The sequence below is a fragment of the Tenacibaculum sp. Cn5-46 genome (assembly GCF_022347705.1).
Classification (GTDB): Bacteria; Bacteroidota; Bacteroidia; order Flavobacteriales; family Flavobacteriaceae; genus Polaribacter; species Polaribacter aiptasiae.
Genome location: NZ_JAKRGD010000006.1, coordinates 30,364 through 53,828 on the forward strand (window position 1 = coordinate 30,364; position 23,465 = coordinate 53,828).

The window sequence follows — 23,465 nt, forward strand, 5'->3', positions numbered from 1 at the left end:
TTTACTTCACTTAATAAACAGGGTTATTCAACTTTACTTTCCTTCCTCTCATCTAATTTCAAAAAATCACCCCCTTTATACAATTACCTTTACAGTGTAATAACTTATTAAATGAGTTATCACTAAAAAAGAAGTTTATCCGGGGGGACGCTTCTTTTTTTTGCTTAAAAAATACTATTCATCTATATTTTTTTGCTTTTCAACAAGCAGATTATTCCATTTATCGAAAAATTGACAAAAACTACTTATATAAAAGGTAAATTAGAAATAGATAATTTGAATTTAATGTTTAACCACCCCTTATACAAAAGGCTCCCCTGGGAGCTCTTTTGTTGTTTTATGCTTATTTAACAACCTACTTCTCCTATAATCAATTCAAATTGTTGTGATACAAACTCTCCCTTTCTGTTTCTTGCAGGATTCCATTTAGGCATTTTATACAACATTTTTATAATGGCTTTATCTACTGAAATAATACCTGTTGTTTTTGTAACTTTTATATTTTCCACTTCCCCCATTTCATTCACTGTAAACAACGCTGTTGCATTTTGCATAGGATTAAAGTTCCAGTTTAAAATTTCAACTGTACTATTCTTTTTCAAATATTCAACAAGTTGTTTATTACCTTCTCTAAAACTAGCTGACACTTCTGGAACTACTGTCATAGTAATATTTGTTTCTTTTTTGGTATTGTTAGTCCCTAAAGATTCTTTGTCTTTATAAACTACTCTTATTAAAATATCATCTCCAATATGTATGTTATTAAATAATTCTTGTTGTTTACTATTTAAATTAATATCCTCTCCAATTTCTTTTATAGCTTCATCTTTCGTTATTCTATATGTTTCAACAGTAATGTAATTTTCTATCCAATTAGAAGGGTAATCTTCTACAATGTCTTTTAATGTTTTTGCTTTGCTTAGTTTATCTTTAGTAATTGTCCTATTACTAGCTCCTCTAACCAAGTAATTAGGTGTTACTTCAGAAAATTTATTAAAACGATCGCTACTAAAGCAACTTAGTTTATTAGTTGTTTTTTTTAACACCTTAACTTCTGTCGGTTTATTCTCTTTGGAACTATTTTTGTTTGCAAACCCAACAATTATTAAACTTCCTAAAATTGATAAAACTCCTACTATTAATATTTTTACTTTCATTTTTTAAATACTTTAATGGTTCTTACCACAAAGTTATCTGAGCAATTATTAGTTATTGAAAATGAGATGTAAATAGTTGTTAATGAAGTGTAAATAATTGTTATTGAGATGTAAATATTTAAAAGCCAAACAATAATTAACTTAACTTTGCTCATATGGCAAATAAAACTATACGTACAATACTACTATTAATGCTAATAACCATTTTAGGATTATTTGTTACGCAAGTATATTGGTTTAAAAAGTCTTTTTCTCTTGAAGAGAAACAATTTGATGATAAAATAAATATTGCTTTAAGAAATGTAGCTCATCAATTATTAATCTTCGAAAAAGATTCTATTTCTACAATTCCACCCGTAACTAAAATTGCTTCTAATGAATTTCTTGTTAAAACAAATACACATTTTAATATAGATATTCTAGATAAAACTCTTCGAAAAGAATTTTACTCTAGAGACTTAAATGTTGATTTTGATTATAACATTATTAAATCTAAAAACAATGAAATAATATTAGGGAATACTATTTTCGATGTTACTAAGAACACTGAAATATCTTGCGAAAAAAGAACCTCAACTGTTGATCTTTTGGATTTCAAAATTATAATTAATAATAAAACAGTTTACCTTATAAACTCTATGGGAATATGGATGTATTCCTCTATTAGTTTGCTTGTTATACTAGCTGTTTTTATTTTTATAATAATTTCTATTCTTAAAGAAAAAAAGATTGCACATTTAAGAAACGATTTTGTTAATAATATGACGCACGAGCTAAAAACTCCAATTACAAATATTTCTGTGGCATCTGACGCTATAAGAAATAGAAGTAATAAAATGGATACTAATAAATTAGGAAAATATGCTGATATTATTTACAATGAAAATAATCGATTATTAAACCTTGTTGATAGCGTACTACAAATTTCTACTATTGAAAAACAAGAAGAATCTATCTCTTTTCAAGAAATCGATGTTCACGCTATTATAAATAAAGTATTATTAAGTTTTGAACCAATCATCGAAAAAAAAGAAGGTAGTATAAAGGCTTTTTTAGAAGCCTCTAAGTATATTATTAGAGCAGATGAAACTCATTTTACTAATGTTGTATATAATTTAATTGAAAACGCTATTAAATATGCAAAAGTTCATCCTGAGATTACAATTAAAACGGTGAACTTAAATAATGGAATTAATGTCGAAATCATTGATAAAGGTATTGGAATGAGCAAGGAAACTCAAGAACGTATTTTTGAAAAGTTCTTTAGAGCCGAAAGCGGAAACATACATAACACCAAAGGATTTGGCTTAGGTTTAAGCTATGTTAAAACAATAATAGAAAAACATTTAGGGAAAATTACTTTTACAAGTAAAGAGAATTTAGGAACTACGTTTACCATTTTTTTACCTATTTAAAATTTAATTATGAGTAATCAAAAACATATCTTATTAGTTGAAGACGATGAAAGCATGGGCTTTTTATTAAAAGACAGTTTAGAGAACTACCATTTTAATGTAACTCTTTTTCCTAATGGTAAATTAGCTTTAAACGAATTCAATAAAAATTCTTTTGACATTTGCTTATTAGATGTAATGATGCCTATTATGGATGGCTTTAGTTTAGCCGAAGAAATAAGAAAATTAGACACTAACATCCCTATTATTTTTCTAACTGCCAAATCTATGAAAGAAGATAAAATTAATGGCTTTAAAATTGGTGCTGATGATTATGTAACTAAACCTTTTAATATTGAAGAATTAGTGCTTCGAATTAAAGCTATTTTAAAAAGAAGTTCTGCTATTCAAACATTTAAAAATATTATTCCTTTTTCAAATTATAGTTTAGATCTTGATAACCTAATATTAAATTTTAATAATAGTGAAACTACTCAACTAACTCAAAAAGAAGCTGATATTTTAGCATTATTCGCTAGAAACAAAAACACTTTACTTAAAAGAGACTATATTTTAAACTCCGTATGGAAAGATGATAACTACTTTATTGGAAGAAGCTTAGATGTTTTCATTTCCAAACTTCGAAAACACTTTAAAAACACAACTTCAATTCAAATAAAAAACATACACGGCACTGGTTATAAATTTATAGTCACTGATGAAACCTCAACTACATTTTCATAAACTTAGTTTCTTTCTTAAACTTTGTCCCATAAACATTTATAATATACATTCCTACAGATAGTTTACTAGTATCAACCTTAAAATCTTCTCCTTTATAATATTCTCGTTTTCTATAAATGGACTGACCATTAACATCAAAAACATGAATATCAAAAGGATCTCCAATAAGCCCATAAGTTGAAATGAATAATGTATTTGTAACTGGAACTGGATATATAGTTATTGAATTTGCATCTACAACATCATTTTCAATCATTATTTTACTAATGATTGTACTACAATTTGATGGATTCAATTTCTCGCAAATGGTATATTCATAATCGTAAGTACCTCCAGTAGTTTCTGGACTTACGGTTATTGTCCCGTCAGAGTTCATTACAATACTTCCATTTAATGGATTAGGAGAAGCTCCTACTGTTAAGTCAATATCTGATACATTTAATAGCAGTCCGTTTAACAAATCATTAGATAAAACACTAGCAGTTACTTCTCCTTTTCTTCCATTGATGTTTGTAAAAATTTCTTCTTTTGCTTCTATTATAGAGCTATCTACAATTACTTTACTAATAACCGTACTACAGTTTGATGGATTTAATTTCTCACAGATAGTATATTCATAATCATAAGTACCTGCCGTGGTTCCTGAACTCACAGTTATCGTTCCATCGGAGTTCATTACAATACTTCCACTTTGTGGTACTGGTGAAGTTCCTGCTGTTAAAGTAACTTCTGATGAGTTCAATAAAGCTCCATTTAACATATCATTCGACAAAACACTAGCTGTAACTCCTCCTACTTTTCCGTTGATTCCTGTAAAAGTTTCTGTTTTTGCTTCGATTACTGAACTATCTACAACTACTTTACTAGTAACTGTACTACAGTTTGATGGATTTAATTTCTCACAGATAGTATATTCATAATCATAAGTACCAGCGGTGGTTTCTGAACTTACGATTATTATTCCATCAGAGTTCATTACAATACTTCCATTTAATGGGTTCGGAGAAGTTCCAGCTGTAAAATTGATGTATGAAATATTACTTATCAATGAACCATTTAATATATCATTAGAAAAAACGCTAGCTGTTACTCCTCCTACTTTTCCATTGATTCCTGTAAAAGTTTCTGTTTTCGCTTCTATTACTGAACTATCCACTACTACTTTACTAGTAACTGTACTACAATTTGATGGATTTAGTTTCTCGCAGATAGTATATTCATAATCATAAGTACCTGCTGTAGTTTCTGGGCTTACGGTTATCGTTCCATCGGAGTTCATTGCAATATTTCCACTTTGAGGCGTTGGTGAAGTTCCTGCTGTTAAAGTAACTTCTGAAGCATTCAATAAAGTTCCATTTAACATATCATTCGATAAAACACTAGCTGTAACTCCTCCTACTTTTCCGTTGATTCCTGTAAAAGTTTCTGTTTTGGCTTCTATTACTGAACTATCCACTACTACTTTACTAGTAACTATACTACAGTTTGATGGATTTAGTTTCTCACAGATAGTATATTCATAATCATAAGTACCTGCGGTGGTTTCTGAACTTACGGTTATCGTTCCATCGGAATTCATTACAATACTTCCACTTTGGGGTGTTGGGGAAGCAACTGTTGTTAAAGTAACTTCTGAAATGTTTAATAAAATTCCATTTAACGTATCATTCAACAAAATACTAGTTGTAACTCCTCCTACTTTCCCATTGATTCCTGTAAAGGTTTCTGTTTTAGCTTCTATTATAGAACTATCTACAACTACTTTACTTATAATTGTACTACAGTTTGATAGATTTAATTTCTCGCAGATAGTATATTCATAATCATAAGTACCTGCGGTCGTTCCTGAACTTACGGTTATTGTTCCATCGGAATTCATTACAATATTTCCACTTTGAGGCGTTGGTGAAGTTCCTACTGTTAAAGTAACTTCTGAAATGTTTAATAAAATTCCATTTAACGTATCATTCAACAAAATACTAGTTGTAACTCCTCCTACTTTCCCATTGATTCCTGTAAAAGTTTCTGTTTTAGCTTCGATTACTGAACTATCTACAACTACCTTACTTATAATTGTACTACAGTTTGATGGATTTAATTTTTCACAAATGGTATATTCATAATCATAAGTGCCAGCGGAGGTTCCTAAACTTACTGTTATCGTTCCATCGGAATTCATTATAATATTTCCACTTTGAGGTGTTGGTGAAGTTCCTGCTGTTAAAGTAACTTCTGAAGCGTTCAATAAAGTTCCATTTAACGTATCATTCAACAAAACACTTGCTGTAACTCCTCCTACTTTTCCATTGATTCCTGTAAAAGTTTCTCTTTTTGCTTCGATTATAGAACTATCTACAACTACCTTACTTATAATTGTACTACAGTTTGATGAATTTAATTTTTCACAAATGGTATATTCATAATCATAAGTACCAGCTGTGGTTTCTGAACTTACGGTTATTGTTCCATCGGAGTTCATTACAATACTTCCATTTTGAGGTGCTGGGGAAGTTCCTGCTGTTAAAGTTACTTCTGAAGCATTTAATAAAACACCATTCAACATATCATTCGACAAAACGCTAGCTGTGACTCTTCCTACTTTTCCATTGATTCCTGTAAAAGTTTCTGTTACTGCTGTAATCGTATTCTGTACTGATTCAATTTTAATTAAATAATCTTCTATTTGACCAGTTGATATTTGACAACTATTTAGATTTCCTTCATAACCAATAACCCTCATTCTTAAAGTAGTATCATAAACAACATCTTCTGTAGGAATAGTTATAGTTCCTGTAAAAGTTTCTCCACTAGCTACACTTTGACTAGCCACTACTTCATTATACCCTGTAAAATCTCCATCATTATTGTAATCTATATAAACTGCATAACTTAAATTAAACCCAGGAGCATAAGAATCGGTAATTGAAATTGGATAGCTTTCTCCTTCTTTAACTTCGAAAATTATATTTGTAAAATCCTGATACCCTTCACTTCCTGAACTATTATTAGAGTTCCCATCAAAAGTTACATTTCCAATTACTTTAAACCATGGACTATTATCTATAAAAGGCGTACATATTGTTTTATCGGTATTAAACTCAATTATATTACTATAATATGTTTTTCCATTTGCGATATATTTAATTCTAAACTTATATGAATTTCCTAAAACAGTGTTAATCTCTGTTTCAATATTAAACTTGCTATTACCACTATATGAACTTGGATTCAATGAAATACTATTGTCAAAATTAGATATACCATATTCTATAAATAGTCCTTCTAAATTATTATTCTCGGGAAAAACCACTCCTTTTAACTTCCATTGATTATTCCCCAAGTTTAAAGCCACTAAACTTTCTGCTAAAGGTATTTTATATGGTACTAATTCAAAGTTTTGTATATCTCCATAATAAATTCCATTTTCATCCCTAACAAATGGACGATAATAGTATTTTCCATTATAATCTAAATCACTTATTGTATTTTGAAATATCGTATTATTTGATACTATTGAAGAATGAATACTAACAGATGAGTTGTTGATATTTAAATCTCCATTAAATTTAGAATATACAAATCCTGAATTGATAACATTAGTCGTTCCATCAAATGTAGCTTCTAAGGTTACACTATTACTATTAACTAATGAATGTTGTATATTATTGAAATTTACTTTAGATTTTACTTCTACTAGCAAATCAACTGTTTGTGCAGTACCTGTTGTTTGGCATGAGGTTGGTGCTGTTGAAGATTCAATACCTATTACTCTCATTAATAGATATTTATTCTTAACCGCTGAATTAGGCACAGTAAAATTAGACGTATATTCATCTACCAATCCTCCTGAGCTAATTATTTCTTCATTAGTATCATCAAAATCACCATCATTATTATAATCTATCCATGCTTTTAAATAAAGGTTAAACGAACCTGCATAACTATCTTTTATAAAAATTGATGATTCTTCTCCTGAAAAAAACCTAAACACCTTATTTGCAGACACATAATTACTCTTATCCGTTACATTATATTCTTCTTCATTTAACTTAATAGTGCTAATTCCTTTAAACCATGGAAGATCCCAAGTACTAATTAATACGCAATTGGGCGTTATTGGATTGGCTTTAACATAGATATATTGTTCTTTAACAATGGTATCTGAGCCATTTGTATTACTTGCTTTTAATGTTACTTTATAATATCCTATTGTAGATAATGTTACTTTTGGACTCGCTACATTACCTACATTTATTACATCACTTCCGTTTTCTATAATCCATTGTAATTCTGTTGCATTTGATGATAAATCTACAAGTGTTATCGATTCACCTTCTATAATTTCATTTGGATCGTTTCCATAAATACTAAAATCCGCAACAGGTTTGTTTCCATTTTTATCTAAAACTGATTGTAAGCTTGAACTCCAAACTCCTCTTCCATATTTTGATATGTATAATCTATTATCATTATTGGGATAATAGGCTATTCGCATATCAGTATTATTTTGCAATGGTAAACCTTTATTAAACTCTATCCAATTAGTTAAATTTTCATCTGAATAATATACTGTTAAAGTGGTGTAAACATAAATTCCTTCGGTAGTATTCTTATCAATTAAAACAGCATTAGGATTTGTTGATGGGAAATTTCCTTTTAACTTCCATGTTTCTCCCTTATCTTTAGAAATATATACTCCTGAATTTGTAGCTATAACTATTAAATTCTCATTATAAGGATGTGTGGCAATTCTGTAACGAGACACTTTAGGCGCGTTTGGTAACTCTATCCATGTTGGTTCTGCTGCTGATAAATTCTCTGTGTAAAACAGTCTATTTCCTACTTCATCTCCTAAAAAAGCTAACTCTTTATTTGCTTTGGATTGTTCAAAAGTTCCAGGATGTAATGTTGTAATTCCAGCCGAAGTTACTTTCACAGTCTCCCAATTATCATGAACTGGTGTCCATGAATGCCCAGAAGAATTTGCTTGATTTTCACCTTTAAATCCGTTTACTAACCAACCATCTTTATTTAATGGAGAGCGAACTAAACGTACATCATCAAGTGTAAAACCATACAATCTATTAGAATTAAAGTTATCCGCTTCTATATTATTATGAACAGCAAAAATATCTGTGCCTCCATCTAATTTTACCAACAGGCTTCCTGTGATAAATTTAGTATCATCATTAGGCTGTATTCTTCCTCTATATACATCAGCAGAAGCCACATGACTATCTCTTCCATTTCTGGTAAATACTTGACCTATATCTTGCCCCCCAGTCATAAATACTCCTTTATTCATTTGACTTACGTCCATTTGACTTCCTTCAGAAACACAAAGCCCTCCATTTTTAGAAACTACTTTACTATTTAAATAAGCATTTTTTGACAAACCTGAAGCTGTTACTTCCGCATCTGTTGGAAATAAATCACTTTCTTTTATTGCCCAAATACCTCCATCATTACACCAAAATACTGAGTCTTTTGCAACATTAGTTGTTACATATCTATTATCAGCCCAGTTACTATCTCCATAGCTTGGTTTGTATTCCCATAAAACACCTCCATCTTCACTTCCCCAAAACTTCTCTCTGAATAACAACATCCTATTTTCGTTATTTGGACTTACATAAAAATCACTTATCCAAGTTGCTGTTTGGTAGGGATTAATACTACCATAATAATCTGATGTCTCTTCTGCATATCCAGGTGCTGTATTTGATTTTACCAAAGGAACAGCTCCATTAGGATAATTATATGTTGGATGCTTTACTTCTGTAAAATTAAAGAACGAAGTATTATCTGCTGGGTTAGGGTCATAATCTGATTTCCATAAACCAATAAACCTTGTTGGAGTATTTGATAATTTTAATCCGTAAGCGAAAACTTTAGTAGCTCCTGTAGGTGGTTTATAAATTGCTAAATAAAATCGATCAACTTCGTTTAAATGTGTAATAATATTTTTCTCTATAAAAGTATCCCCTTTGTCTTTAGAAAAGTTTAAAACAGGTGCTATATTATCATTATCATCTGATACAACTATTAAATCCCAATTATCCGTTAAATCAATATCTGTGTATCTTCCACTTAACTTCAAATTCCAAGTTATTCCCGAATCTGTACTCAAATAAATTCCATTGGTAGTTGCTGCCAGTACTCTACTTGCATCAGAAGGATCTGAATGTATATCGTAAATAGTTCCAGATAATCCTGAACTTCGATCTTGCCATGAGACTCCATCATCATTCGAATACCAAATTTTTTGATCTTGTGCAGCTCCTAAATATAATATTGATGGGTTCTCTTTACTTACTTCAATACACGAGGTATTATTAGTAGCAAAATAATCGGTTTGCGGCTCCCAATTTTTCCCATAATCAACTGTTTTCCACATACCACCATTTCTTGCACACGCATACATTATTGCAGGATTTGTTGGGTGCATTTCTAAATATTCAATAGCTCCATTTCCCGTAGCTGCCCAACGTACTTCTGGATCACCAAAAGGTCCTAAATTTTTCCAGTTTCCGTAACCATTACTATTAGGAATACTCGATGTAAAAAACGCTGCTGCTTTCTCATAATTTGTTGATGCTTTTATAGTATTTGGCAATGCTTTTCTATATGCTATTAACTCTTTATAGTACCCTAAATCTGAAGTAAAATAACCTTCACTATCTAATGTTGGTTTTAATCTTTTTTCTAATTTTTCAAAATGCTCTATGGTTTCATTATCTAAATCATGAGTAGAACCATAAGCTTTAAATGCTAAAACAACATCCGTAAACTTAACTTTTTCTTGTAAGAGCATATCTTGCCAAACTGGATATTCGTATGCATTTTTACCTAAAAAAAACAGCTCTTTTTTAGATTCTCTTTTACAAGAGAATAAGACTAGTAGAGTTATTATGAGTACTACTTTTTTCATATTTAATAATTTAGGATATCAATTATTTCAATATGCAAAGTGACGTTTTATATCGCTAATTTCCTCATGAAAAACAATAACCGTATACATTTACGTAATAAACGGTAGTAAATATGTAATAAACGGTAAATGCTAGTAGATAAAAAAAACATAGCTTTAGAAATGCTATGAGAAAACTATTGAACTTTTTACCTTTTCATTTCCTTTTATGTATTATTTGTGGAATTATCTTACAGTATTTTTTTAAAGTTTGGCAATATAATTTTATTAGTACTGGTATTGTTACAATTTCAACTCTATCTATATTATACATTTTAAAGAGAAAAAAACTACGTAAATTATTTTCAGTAACAGCACTCCTGCTATTTATTTTTATTGGAGTTTCTACCACATTTATAAATAACCCTAAAAATTATTCTAACTTCTACTATAAGTTTGCCTCTAAGAATTCTTCTATTGTATTAGTTATCAGAAAAAAATTAAGGTCTAACAAATACTATCATAAATTTGTTGCTCAAATAGTTCAAGTTGACACAAAGAAAACAACAGGTAATATCCTTTTAAACATAAAAAAAGACAGTTCTTCTTTTTCCTTAAAAATTGATGATCGAGTTTTTATGAAAGCTCAATTTAAAGATATTCTTTCTCCTCTTAATCCTTATCAATTCAATTACAAGCACTATTTAGCTAAACAATATATTTATCATCAAGCCTTTATTAATAAAAATGAATTCAAACTTTTAAAAGATAGAACATTTTCACTAATTGGTCTTGCTGAAAATTTCAGAAACAAGATTCAATCTTCTTTAAACAAACTCCATTTCAAACCTGAAGAACGAGCAGTTATTAATGCTCTATTATTAGGCGAAAGGAAAAATATATCGAGAAAATTACTTGAGAGCTACACTAAAGCAGGAGCTATTCATATTTTAGCTATTTCTGGTTTGCATGTAGGTATTATTCTATTAATTTTAAACAACTTATTTAAACCTCTTGAAAAACTTAAATACGGTCGTATAGCTACAACTCTCTTTGTTATTTTATTGCTATGGTCATTTGCTTTTATAACTGGATTATCTGCTTCTGTTGTTAGAGCAGTTACTATGTTTAGCTTTCTTAATATTGGAAAGGTTTTTGAAAAAAAGAAAGTTATCGAGTTCTCTATCATTAGCTCTATGTTCTTTTTGTTATTAATAAAACCTTTATTTTTATTTGATATTGGATTTCAATTAAGTTACTTAGCCGTTTTTGGCATTATTTGGATACAACCAAGATTATCAACCTTATGGAAACCTAAGTTTTTTTTCTTTAAAAAATTCTGGGATTTATTTACCGTATCTATTGCAGCTCAAATTAGTGTATTACCTATTAGCTTATTCTATTTCCATCAATTCCCTAGTTTATTTATTATTTCAAACCTCATTATAATTCCATGCTTAACATTTATCTTAATTGGTGGGATTTTAATTATAATATTAGCTTCTTGTAATTCTACACCTTCATTTTTAATTAACTCTTATGCTTTTATTATTTCTAAAATGAATAAAGTTATTGACTGGATTTCCAATCAAGAGAAGTTTTTATTTCAGGAAATTTCAATGTCTTTTTATGAAATGATGTTTTGGTATTTAATACTCATCTTTTCTTTTCAATTCATTATTTCAAAAAAGGTGAATTATTTCATCTATACATTAACAACAGTATTATTTCTTCAAGGGCATCTGATTTTCAAAAAGTATATTCAAGAAAATAAACAAGAAGTAATCGTTTTTCATAATCAACGAAAAAACTTAATAGGAATACGAAATGGCAAAAAACTACAAGTTTTTCAATCGTTAGATATCCTGAATAATTCTACTAAAAATATAATTAAGAATTATAACACAAATGAATCTATAAATAAAACTGTAATTACCCCTCAAACCAATGTGTTTAAATTTAAATCTGATACTATTTTAATTATTGACAGTTTAAATATTTATAAACTTTCAATTAAAAATTCAATTGTTATTTTACAAAATTCTCCCAAAGTCAATTTAGTTCGTCTAATAAGTACATTAAATCCTAAATTAATAATTGCTGATGGAAGCAATTATAAAAGCGATGTAACTCGATGGAATTTAACTTGTAAAAACAAAAAAACTCCGTTTTACTATACTGGTAAAAACGGAGCTTATTTTATTAACTAAAACGTATTTTAGATTGAACCTTTAAAGTTCTTTTCAAATTCTTTCCAACTTGTTTTTTTATAATTGCCATTATTAAAAAACGCTAACACTTTTTCAAAACGTTCTTTTGGCATATAACCTGGTACTGTTTGAATCAATTGTTCTTTTTCGTTAAAGAAGGCTGTTGAAGGATAACTCATTTTTCCTTTCATTATAGCAGCTGCTAATTCATGATATTTACTTCTCCCTTGTTGAACAAACTTATATGTTTTTCCTTGAAAACTGATATCTTCTCTTCCTTCTCCATCCATCTTCACTGCATAATAGTTATCATTAATATATTTAACTATTACTTCATTTTTATAAGTTGTTTTATCCATCTTCTTACACCAACCACACCAGTCTGTATATAAATCGATTAAAATTGGTTTAGGATTTACTTTATTTTTTGCCATTGCTTCTTCAAAAGTTAACCAATTAACTTTATCCTGAGCCTTCACTCCTGCTGAAACAATTACTAAAACTGCTACTAATATTAATTTCTTCATATCTCTTAAGTCTCAATAAGTATTCCAAATTTACAAAAAAACCTGCCAAATATTAATATTTAGCAGGTTGTAATATTGTTTTAACTTTTATTTAGGGTTATTTTACCCCGTGCATTAACTTCTTAATTACTGGGTAAAGCACTGCTGACAACACTGCTAAACCTAAAGAAACAAATGTTAATAACCAGAAAAAGCTACTTAATCCTTGTTCTTGTGCTATTGCTTCAGAAGACTCAGCAAATACTCCTGCTAATTTCATTCCAATAGCGACTGCTAAATACCAAATACCAAACATGAAAGCAATCATTCTACCTGGCACTAATTTAGAAACGTATGATAATGCTACTGGCGACACACATAACTCTCCCATAGTATGGAAAAGATAGACTAAAATTAAATAAATAATGCTAACTGATGCAGTTTTAGCTCCAGGCTCTATTCCGTCAGCTCCAATAGCAATAACAGCCATTCCTAAACCTAATAATCCCATTCCAATAGCCCACTTCATATTAGCGTTTGGATTGTATTTACTTTCCCACCATTTAGAAAATAATGGTGCTAATGTAATAATGTATAATGAATTTAATACTGAGAACCATGATGCTGGAATTTCAGCTTTCTCTTTTTGAAACTCTTCGTTTAACATCCATAAAGCAATAAACCAAATAATAACAAAACTGATTCCTAAGAATATATTTGACCAAGCATATTTTGCAAATGTCTTTTTAAATAATAACCATAAAACCCACGTTATAATACCTAAAGGAACTATAGTCATTAAAGAGTTTACTATTTTAAAAATCATTCCTGCACTTCCTACAAGAGTTCTTTGTGTATAATCTTTTGCAAATACTGTTAATGAACTTGGAGATTGTTCAAAAATTGCCCAAAAGAAAATAGTTACAAATGCAAAGAACATTACTGCTAACATTCTATCTCTTAAAACAGGTGTATATTTTGGTATACGAATTACTAATAAAGCAATAAATATGGCAAAGGCTACTAAAATTGCTATGGTAGAACCTGATAATCCAGCTACTTCAAATGGAAACACATTGTATTTTCCTTCAGAAATCTTAGAAATAGGGTCATTAAATATCCATAATAAACCTAAAAGAGAAGCAATAGCTATTAATACTTTTTGAACTCCTGTAAATGGATTTCTTCCTTCTTCTGCTTCATTTTCATCAGCTGTAATATCATCAATTACATCTACATTTTTATTTTTAGGACCATTACCAATATTTCCAAATATCCCTTGTGCAAACCAGAACTGTAACAATCCAAATAACATGAAAATTCCTGCTACTCCGAATCCCCAAGACCATCCTATTTTCTCTCCTAAATATCCACATAAAAGAATTCCTAAGAAAGCTCCTGCATTTACACCCATATAGAAAATTGTATAGGCTCCATCTTTTTTCTCTTCTTTCCCTTTATACATTTCAGAAATAATAGAAGTCATATTTGGTTTAAAGAAACCACTACCTATGACTAATAAGCCTAATCCAGCATAAATAAAGAATGGTGTTTCTACAGCCATACAAGCATGTCCTAAAGTCATTAATAAGGCTCCCCAAACTACTGCTTTTCTAATACCAATTATATTATCAGCAAAATACCCTCCAACCATAGTAGAAAGATAAACTAATGAAGTATATGTTCCGAAAATAGCGAACGCCCATTCACGAGGCCAGCCCCAACCATCATCTAGTAATGATGCTGTAAAAAATAAAACTAATAATGCACGCATTCCGTAATACGAAAAACGTTCCCACATTTCTGTAAAGAACAATACGAACAGCCCTGCTGGATGTCCTAACACCTTGTCTTTAAATAGATTTTCAATATCTGTATTCATATTTCTGTTGTATAGTTTATATAATGAAAGAAACCTTGTAATACTTTATATATATTACAAGGTTTCGTTTTTTTTATTAGTTATTATCAGCTAGTTCAAATCCTTCTGCTTCTTCATGCTTTGAACCATTAATATCTTCAGCTCCATGCGTTAATCTCTTCAATGGTTTCAATAATGCTATAATTAATAATCCAAAAATCACACAGAAAATCGTGATTCCTGTAAATAACTGTAGCTCAGAAAAGTTTTTAATTTGTTCTCCAATAGTCCCGGCAACAAAATTACCTAAACCAGTAGCAGCAAAATAGGCTCCCATCATTAACGACGCATATTTTACTGGAGCTAATTTTGTAATGAATGATAAAGATACTGGTGATGTACATAACTCTCCTACTGTGTGAAATAAATATGCCAACACTAACCAGTACATTCCTGAAGTACCCGTTGTTTCATACTGACTAGAAGCAAATGACATAAATACAAAACCAAGTCCCATAATAATTACACCTGTTGCCATCTTGAATAATGATGAAGATTCTTTTCCTTTTCTTCCCCATTTAATCCAGAAGTTTGCCACTAGAATACCTAAAGTAAAAATAAAGAAGGCATTAACTGACTGGAAATAAGAAGCTGGCACTTCCCATCCAAACAACATTCTATCAGTTTTAGATTTCGCATATAAGTTCATTAAACCTCCAGCTTGTTCAAATGCTCCCCAGAATACAATTACAATTAAAAAAGATAATAACATTACTTTAATTCTATCCTTTTCAATATTTGTTAAAGGTCTATTCATTGCCTCCTTTTCTTCTAGAGTAGCTTCTTTAGCTCCAATAAAATTACCTGTACCTTTTAAGTATTTTTGACCCCACATGTAAATTATTTGTCCAATGAACATTCCAATTCCTGCTAAACCAAATCCATAGTGCCAATTAACATTCTCCCCTAACTGTCCTATGATAATTCCAGCTAAAAATGCTCCAATATTAATTCCTATATAAAAAATAGTAAATCCTTTATCTCTTCTATCATCTCCTTTTCCATATAATCCTCCTACCATAGTAGAAATATTAGGTTTTAACCCTCCTACTCCAGCAATAATAAATCCTAAACCTGTATAAAAAGCCCAAGGTGCATCAATAGCTAAAACACCATGACCAATACATAGCAACAATCCTCCAAGCATTACTGTTTTCTTTTGCCCTAAAAGTTTATCAGCTATAATTCCTCCAGGAATTGCAGCTAAATATACTAAGGTTGTGTACCACTTATAGAGCGAAATAGCTTCAGACTCTGTCCAACCCCAACCTGGATTATCACTTGTTACTGCTGCTGTTAAAAAAAGCACTAACAATGCACGCATTCCATAATAAGAAAAACGCTCCCAAAGTTCTGTAAAGAATAAAACATAAAGTCCTATTGGATGTCCGAAAACCTCTTTTTCATGAGGTTGCTTGTTTGATAATTGCGCCATATTTTATAAGTTGTTTTTAATAAAGTTTGTCATTTTTGTGTACAAATGTAAACGAGTATTTCCACCATAAATTCCGTGGTTTTTATCTGGATACATTCCCCATTCAAATTGTTTATTTGCTTGGATTAATGCTTCTGCCATTCTGTAAGCATTTTGTACATGTACATTATCATCACCAGTACCGTGAATTAACAAGTACTTTCCTTTTAATAACTCTGGGTAATTTAATGGTGAATTTTCATCGTAACCTGTAGGATTTTCTTCAGGTGTACGCATATAACGTTCTGTATAAATTGTATCGTAAAAACGCCATGTAGTAACTGGTGCTACTGCAATTGCCGCAGCAAAAACATCGTTTCCTTTTAATAATGAGTTTGTACTCATGTGACCTCCAAAAGACCATCCCCAAATTCCAATTCTCTTAGCATCTACATATGGCAACTCAGCTAATTTTTTAGCTACTGCAATTTGATCTTCTGTTTCATGCTTTACTAAATTCATGTACGTTACTTTTTTAAAGTCACGTCCTTTAAATCCTGTTCCTCTTCCATCTACACACACAATAATGTATCCATCTTGTGCTAACATTTGGTGCCAATAATCATTTGCACTATTCCAACGGTTGGCTACTTGTTGAGATCCTGGTCCTGAATACTGATACATCAATACTGGATATTTTTTATTAGGATCAAAATTAGCTGGCTTAATTGTATACATATTTAAGTCTTCACCATTTACATTAATAGTTGAAAACTCTTTTTTACTTAAATTGTATTGTGCTACTAATTCTTTTAAAGCTGCATTATCTTTTATTGTTTTTAATACTTTTCCTTCATCATTTCTTAATGTATACACATTTGGCGTATTAGCATCTGAAAAAGTATTGATAAAATAATGCATGTTTTTACTAAATGAAGCTCTATTAGTTCCATCAGAGTTACTTAATAACTTTTTATTCTCTCCTTTTAAAGAAATACTATAAACTCCTCTATTGATAGAACCATTTTCTACCGATTGGTAATAAATTGTTTTTTTATCTTCATTATAACCATAATATGAAGTTACTTCCCAATTACCTTTAGTAACCTGGTTAATTAACTTTCCTGATTTATCATAGTGATAAATATGGTTAAATCCATCTTTTTCACTTGTCCAAATAAAACTATTATCTTTTAAGAAAGTTAAGTCATCATTAACTTCTACATAAGCTTTATCCGTTTCATTCAACACCAAAGAACTGTTATATGTTTTAGCATCAACAAAATACATTTTTAAATCATTTTGATGACGATTTAACGTACGGATTGATAATATATTACCTTCGTTAGTCCAGTTAATTCTTGGAATATACTCATACTCTCCTACAGTGATCTCAGCTGTTTTATTTGTTTCAAAAGAAAAAATATGCAAAGAAACTTTTGCATTGTCTTCTCCAGCTTTTGGATATTTAAATACATGTTGTGTTGGATATTTTCCTTGTCCGTAAACATCCATTGAAAAAGTTTTCACTTTACTTTCGTCAAATCGTAAATACGCTAAATATTTACTATTCTTACTCCATTCGAAAGCTTTTACAAAACCAAATTCTTCTTCGTATACCCAATCTGTAATACCATTAATAATTTCATTTTTCTTTCCATTACTTGTAATTTGGTAAACTACATTGTTTTCAGAATAATCTTTAATAAATAAATTATTTCCTTTTGCATAAGCTACCTTTTTACTATCTGGAGAAAAAGTTGGTTCTTGAATGTCCTCTCCAATTAAATCTAACGATTTCGTTGCGATATCATAAACATAAAAGGTACCTAAAAAAGAACGACGAAAAATCGGTTTGAAGGCAGTACCTAAAATCAATTTTGTTTCGTCGTTATTAAAACTATATGATTGAAATGTTTTTAATCCACTTAAATCTTTACTATCTACAATTGTGGCTACTTTTTCTAAAGTTTCATAGCTATATTTATCTACAGAAGTACTTCCATCGGCATAATTCAATAATGAGTAAAAATCGCCATTCATTGAATTTAAAGAGTTCATGTAATCAGCTCTAAACGTGCCATTTCTCCATATATCTTCTAAAGAAATATCTTTTTTTTGTGCTTGCACAAACGTAGATATCCCTATAAAAAACATTAATATTTTCTTCATATTGATTTGTTGTTTGTATAAAAAGTTTGCCAAGTTTACGGAAAAATCATCAAAAATCCCTCCAAAATTGGTAGAAATCCTAAATAACAACCCTATTTTAACAGGATTCATTTATCTTTGGCCCTTATAAAACTAACAAAGAATGTCGAAAATTATTTCAGGTTTTTCTAAGCTTTCAAAAGAAGAAAAAATAGATTGGTTGTCTACTAATTATTTTAACAACCAACCAGAAATTATTAAAACTATAAAACAGTATTGGAATGTAGATGAAAAATTACAACAACTACATGACGATTTTATTGAGAACACCATTTCTAACTTCTACATGCCTTACGGTATAGCTCCTAATTTTGTTATTAACAACAAAAACTACGTAATTCCTATGGTAGTTGAAGAAAGCTCAGTAGTTGCTGCTGCTTCTTTAGTTGCTAAATTTTGGAGTACTCGAGGAGGATTTAAAACCGAAGTTATTTCTACTACTAAAATTGGACAAGTTCATTTTATGTATTCTGGAAATAAAAATGATTTAGAAGCTTATTTTAAAGAGCAAAAACCAGAATTATTCAAAGCCACAGCATCTATAACTAAAAACATGGAAAAACGTGGTGGTGGTATTTTAGATATTCAATTAGTTGATAAAACTAACGATCTTGAAAATTACTATCAACTTCATGTTACTTTTGAAACTAAAGATTCTATGGGAGCTAATTTCATTAACTCTTGTTTAGAAGCAATGGCTAATCAGTTTAGAAAAGATGATATTGAAATTATAATGAGTATCCTTTCTAATTATGTTCCTGAGTGTATTGTTAGATCTGAAGTAAGTTGTAAAATTGAAGATTTAGGAGGTGATGATCCGTATAAATTTGCTAGAAAATTTGAACAAGCTGTAAAAATTGCTGAAATAGAACCTTACAGAGCTGTTACTCATAATAAAGGAATTATGAATGGTATTGACTCTGTGGTGTTAGCTACTGGAAATGATTTTAGAGCTATTGAAGCTGGAGCACATGCATATGCTTCTAAAGATGGTCAATACAAAAGTTTAACTCATTGTAGTATTGAAAATGGCATTTTTAAATTTTGGATTGAACTTCCATTAGCTTTAGGTACTGTAGGTGGTCTAACAGCTTTACATCCTATGGCTAAATTATCATTAGACATGATGCAAAGACCATCAGCCAGAGAATTAATGGAAATTATGGCAACAGCTGGTTTAGCCCAAAACTTTGCTGCTTTACGTGCTTTAACAACCAAAGGTATACAGCATGGTCATATGAAAATGCATTTGCAGAATATTTTAAATCAACTAGAAGCTACTTCTAAAGAAAAAGAAAAAATAGTAGCTTTTTTTGAAAACAAAACAGTTTCTCATAGTGCTGTTGTTGATAAATTTAACGAATTAAGAAAATAGTTTGAATACATTTTATAGCAACGGAAAATTACTATTAACTGGTGAATATGTAGTCTTAGATGAGGCTATTTCATTAGCTGTACCTACTAAGTTTGGGCAAGATTTAATTGTTGAACCGATAAAAGAACCTCAACTTATTTGGGGAAGCTTTACCAATACAGGTGAATGTTGGTTTGAAGCTAGTTTTTATTTACCTAAGCTACGCCTAACCTCTGCTACTTTTAACTCTGACAAAGAAGGAAGTGCTGAATTTATTGCCGAAACTTTACGAGATATTTTACAAGAAGCCAAACGTTTAAACCCTAAATTTTTGGATAACCAACATGGTTTTATTGTAAAAACAAATCTAACTTTCCCTCAAAACTGGGGACTTGGTAGTTCTTCTACTTTAATAAACAATATAGCTTCATGGGCCGAAGTAAATCCGTTTACCTTGTTATGGAATGCTTTTTCTGGTAGTGGTTACGACATTGCTTGTGCTAGTCATAACTCACCTATTTTATATCAGTTAAAAGAAAACCAGCCTATTGTTAATGAAGTTTCATTCAATCCGGGATTTTCAGATGAACTCTTTTTTGTTTATTTAAACCAAAAACAAAACAGTAGAGAAGGTATTTCCCAATACAAACAACATAGAAACGAAGCTAAACTTTTAATTCACGAAATAGACGCTTTAACTCAAGAGTTTTTAACTACCAATTCTTCTAAAGATTTAAATAAAATAATTGTTGAACACGAACAGATAATTAGTTCAATTATTAAACAACAGCCTGTTAAAAAACGTCTTTTTTCTGATTATTTTGGTGAAATTAAAAGCTTAGGTGCTTGGGGTGGTGACTTTATTTTAGCTACTGGTAACGATGACTCTATTGATTATTTCAATCAAAAAGGATTCGACACCATTTTACCATATAAAGAAATGATTTTATAATGAAGAAAGTAATAATTATTGGTGGTGGTGCAGCTGGTTTTTTTACAGCCATTAACGCGAAAGAAAAGAATCCTGGCCTAGACATTACTATTCTTGAAAAAGGAAAAGAAGTTTTACAAAAAGTAAAAATTTCTGGTGGTGGTAGATGCAATGTTACCCATGCTTGCTTTGAACCTAAGGAACTAACAAAATTCTATCCAAGAGGCGAAAAAGAATTATTAGGACCTTTTCATCAGTTTATGACTGGTGATACTTTTGAATGGTTTGACAATAAAGGCGTTCCTTTAAAAATTGAAAGTGACAACAGAGTTTTCCCTGAAGCTAATACTTCACAAGCTATTATTGACTGCTTCACTAGTGCTGTTGATAAACTTGGTATTAAAGTATTAAAAAACCATGGCGTAAATAGTGTTTCTCATTATGAAAACAAATGGATTGTTAACACTAAAGAAAAGCAATTTGAAGCCGATTTTTTAGTCGTTGCTGCTGGTAGTTCCAAAAAAGTTTGGGATTTATGTAAAACTTTAGATCACTCTATTGTTCCTCCCGTTCCTTCGTTATTCACTTTTAATATTAAAGACAAACGAATCATTGACCTAGGCGGTATTTCTGTTCCTAATACTGAAGTAAAACTTGTTGGTACTAATCTGGAAAACAATGGTCCTTTATTAATTACACACTGGGGATTAAGCGGCCCTGCCATCTTAAAACTTTCGGCTTTTGGAGCTCGTTTTTTAGCTGAGAAAAACTACCAATACAATGTTCTTGTTAATTGGCTTGGACAAGATTTTGATGCTGTTTTAGACGAATTATCTCAATTAAAAAAGCAACAAGCAAAAAAACAAGTAAGTTTAAAGTCTCCTTTTCCTGATATTCCTCGTCGTTTATGGGAACGCTTAGTTGTTGCTTCTGACATTAAAACAAATCAGAATTGGGGTGATTTGAGTAATAAACTGCTTAACAATTTAGCTGGTCAATTAACTAAAGGGTTATTTAATGCAAATGGACGAACAACTTTTAAGGAGGAATTTGTAACTGCTGGTGGTGTCAATTTAAAAGAAATAAATTTTAAACGTTTTGAAAGCAAACTACATGAAAATTTATTTTTTGTTGGTGAAGTCTTAAATATTGATGCTGTTACTGGCGGATTTAACTTTCAGAACGCTTGGACTGGTGGGTTCATTTGCGCATCTACTATTGCTAATCAATAATTTATTTTGATTCTCTTCAATAATCATTTATTTTTAACAAATAATGAATGAAGAAACTTTTATTGAATTTTGGCTTCGCGACGCTACTCAAATTCTAGTTCGCTACCTTGTTATTGCAGGTTCTGCCTTTATACTTTTCTATATTCTTTTCAAGAACACTTTATGGTTTAGAAAAATCCAAAAAAAGCTTCCTAAATTAAAAGATTATAAAAGAGATATTATCTACTCTTTTATATCTGTTTCAATTTTTGCCACCGTAGCTCTTTTTGTGTTTTACTATTTGCTTCCCTACACTAACATCTATTTTAATTTTGATGAATACGGTACCACATACTATATATTGAGTTGGGTTTGGATGTTTTTCTTACATGACACTTATTTTTATTGGATGCACCGTTTAATGCATCATCCTAAACTTTATAGAAAAGTTCATTTAATTCACCATAAATCAACCAACCCATCACCTTGGACTGCTTATGCTTTTCATCCTTTTGAAGCTTTTTTAGAAGCTCTTATTGCTCCTTTAATTGCTTTTACATTACCTGTTCATATTTCTTCTTTTGGACTATTCTTTTTATTCCAAATTATTTATAATGTTTATGGGCATTTAGGTTTTGAATTGTATCCTAAAAAATTTCACAAAACCTTTATTGGTAAATGGATTAACACCTCTGTTGCACATAATTTACACCATAAAAGATTTAATGGTAATTATGGATTGTACTTCCTTTTTTGGGATAGAATAATGGGAACTATAAGAGATGACTATGACACTACTTTTGAAAACACTACTTCAAATAAAAACAACAACTAATAACTCATAATTGTTCCATAGTACAATAACTGGAATGTTTTTACATCTAACAATAAACAATTCATAGACATCATAATCCCATAATTTGTTTTATCGTAAAAACGATACTTAAAATAATCTATTTCATTTCCATCATGATCATAGAAAATATCATTTGTTTTGAAATGACCATTATAAAAATTTTCTAGCTGTGATAACTTGTGCACGTTTATTTTAACGGAATGATTATACAAACTATCTATTTTCACTTTAAGTCTAACTCCTTTAAAACTTAAAGCTCCTCCTTGTCGAAAAAGTATGTTTTTATAGTGATCATCCTCCAACAAATCATATAAAACTTGTTCTGTATTCGCCTCACTTTGAAGTCTCTCAATATACTTAGACAAATTATTAGATAATCTATTAAACTCTTCTATTCTAGTTTTTGTCTTTTGAAACATCAAAGGCTTCTCTTCTGCCTGTTTTTCAAAAAAAGAAGTTCTTCCTGCAATTAATTCACTGTTAATACGAATAGCTTCCGTTATAGATTTATGCGCTGAATAAGTTGAAAATTTATGCTGTGAAAAACCATAAAAAGTTCCTAAAAATAGAGACATTAATATAAGCTTGTTCTTCATACAACATAAATTTTTTAATAAGATACTGTATTTAAATTTATTTTTCAAAA

The 23,465-nt window shown here is 30.1% G+C and carries 14 protein-coding genes; 7 read left to right on the forward strand and 7 right to left on the reverse strand.

Annotated features, from left to right (window positions below; translation table 11 throughout):
• Positions 1–347: 347 nt before the first annotated feature.
• Positions 348–1,157, reverse strand: coding sequence for an energy transducer TonB (locus tag MHN29_RS12625; RefSeq protein WP_235274935.1), 810 nt, complete (start codon positions 1,155–1,157; stop codon positions 348–350).
• Positions 1,158–1,312: 155 nt separating this feature from the next.
• Here MHN29_RS12625 and MHN29_RS12630 point away from each other — a divergent pair, with 155 nt between their 5' ends.
• Together MHN29_RS12630 and MHN29_RS12635 are read left to right on the forward strand one after the other, a co-directional pair.
• A complete protein-coding gene (locus tag MHN29_RS12630; RefSeq protein WP_235274936.1) occupies positions 1,313–2,572 on the forward strand; it encodes a sensor histidine kinase KdpD in 1,260 nt (419 codons plus the stop codon).
• A gap of 9 nt (positions 2,573–2,581) precedes the next feature.
• Positions 2,582–3,295: a response regulator transcription factor gene (locus MHN29_RS12635; protein ID WP_235274937.1), complete on the forward strand. Its 714-nt coding sequence runs from the start codon at positions 2,582–2,584 to the stop codon at positions 3,293–3,295.
• On the opposite strand, the gene MHN29_RS12640 is transcribed toward MHN29_RS12635, so the two are convergent.
• Positions 3,282–10,226: a GEVED domain-containing protein gene (locus MHN29_RS12640; RefSeq protein WP_235274938.1), complete on the reverse strand. Its 6,945-nt coding sequence runs from the start codon at positions 10,224–10,226 to the stop codon at positions 3,282–3,284. The two genes, MHN29_RS12635 and MHN29_RS12640, sit on opposite strands and share 14 nt — an antisense overlap.
• A 167-nt stretch (positions 10,227–10,393) precedes the next feature.
• Here MHN29_RS12640 and MHN29_RS12645 point away from each other — a divergent pair, with 167 nt between their 5' ends.
• The gene (locus MHN29_RS12645; protein WP_235274939.1) at positions 10,394–12,415 is read left to right on the forward strand and encodes a ComEC/Rec2 family competence protein; all 2,022 of its coding nucleotides are present in this window, start codon (positions 10,394–10,396) and stop codon (positions 12,413–12,415) included.
• An 8-nt stretch (positions 12,416–12,423) separates the two neighbouring features.
• Here MHN29_RS12645 and MHN29_RS12650 read toward each other — a convergent pair whose 3' ends face one another.
• The 4 genes from MHN29_RS12650 to MHN29_RS12665 form a co-directional block, all read right to left on the reverse strand.
• Entirely contained in the window at positions 12,424–12,942 is a 519-nt protein-coding gene (locus MHN29_RS12650) for a DUF255 domain-containing protein (protein WP_235274940.1), read from the reverse strand.
• A gap of 97 nt (positions 12,943–13,039) precedes the next feature.
• A complete protein-coding gene (locus MHN29_RS12655) occupies positions 13,040–14,803 on the reverse strand; it encodes a peptide MFS transporter (protein WP_235274941.1) in 1,764 nt (587 codons plus the stop codon).
• A 76-nt stretch (positions 14,804–14,879) separates the two neighbouring features.
• Positions 14,880–16,277 carry a peptide MFS transporter gene (locus tag MHN29_RS12660; RefSeq protein WP_235274942.1) on the reverse strand — a complete coding sequence of 466 codons (1,398 nt, stop codon included), beginning with the start codon at positions 16,275–16,277 and terminating at the stop codon, positions 14,880–14,882.
• Between the two features lie 3 nt (positions 16,278–16,280).
• On the reverse strand, positions 16,281–18,428 hold the full coding sequence (locus MHN29_RS12665; RefSeq protein ID WP_235274943.1) for a S9 family peptidase: 2,148 nt from the start codon (positions 18,426–18,428) through the stop codon (positions 16,281–16,283).
• 142 nt (positions 18,429–18,570) lie between these two features.
• Between MHN29_RS12665 and MHN29_RS12670 the strand changes: the two genes are divergently transcribed.
• From MHN29_RS12670 to MHN29_RS12685, 4 genes are read left to right on the forward strand one after another with little or no spacing between them, the layout of a single operon-like run.
• Positions 18,571–19,842, forward strand: coding sequence for a hydroxymethylglutaryl-CoA reductase, degradative (locus tag MHN29_RS12670; protein ID WP_235274944.1), 1,272 nt, complete (start codon positions 18,571–18,573; stop codon positions 19,840–19,842).
• A gap of 1 nt (position 19,843) precedes the next feature.
• Positions 19,844–20,773, forward strand: coding sequence for a GYDIA family GHMP kinase (locus tag MHN29_RS12675; RefSeq protein WP_235274945.1), 930 nt, complete (start codon positions 19,844–19,846; stop codon positions 20,771–20,773).
• Positions 20,773–21,984: an NAD(P)/FAD-dependent oxidoreductase gene (locus tag MHN29_RS12680; protein WP_235274946.1), complete on the forward strand. Its 1,212-nt coding sequence runs from the start codon at positions 20,773–20,775 to the stop codon at positions 21,982–21,984. Before MHN29_RS12675 ends, MHN29_RS12680 begins: the two co-directional genes overlap by 1 nt.
• Positions 21,985–22,027: 43 nt before the next feature.
• The gene (locus MHN29_RS12685; protein WP_150900968.1) at positions 22,028–22,798 is read left to right on the forward strand and encodes a sterol desaturase family protein; all 771 of its coding nucleotides are present in this window, start codon (positions 22,028–22,030) and stop codon (positions 22,796–22,798) included.
• Here MHN29_RS12685 and MHN29_RS12690 read toward each other — a convergent pair.
• Positions 22,795–23,415: a hypothetical protein gene (locus MHN29_RS12690; RefSeq protein WP_235274947.1), complete on the reverse strand. Its 621-nt coding sequence runs from the start codon at positions 23,413–23,415 to the stop codon at positions 22,795–22,797. The two genes, MHN29_RS12685 and MHN29_RS12690, sit on opposite strands and share 4 nt — an antisense overlap.
• Positions 23,416–23,465: the final 50 nt, after the last annotated feature.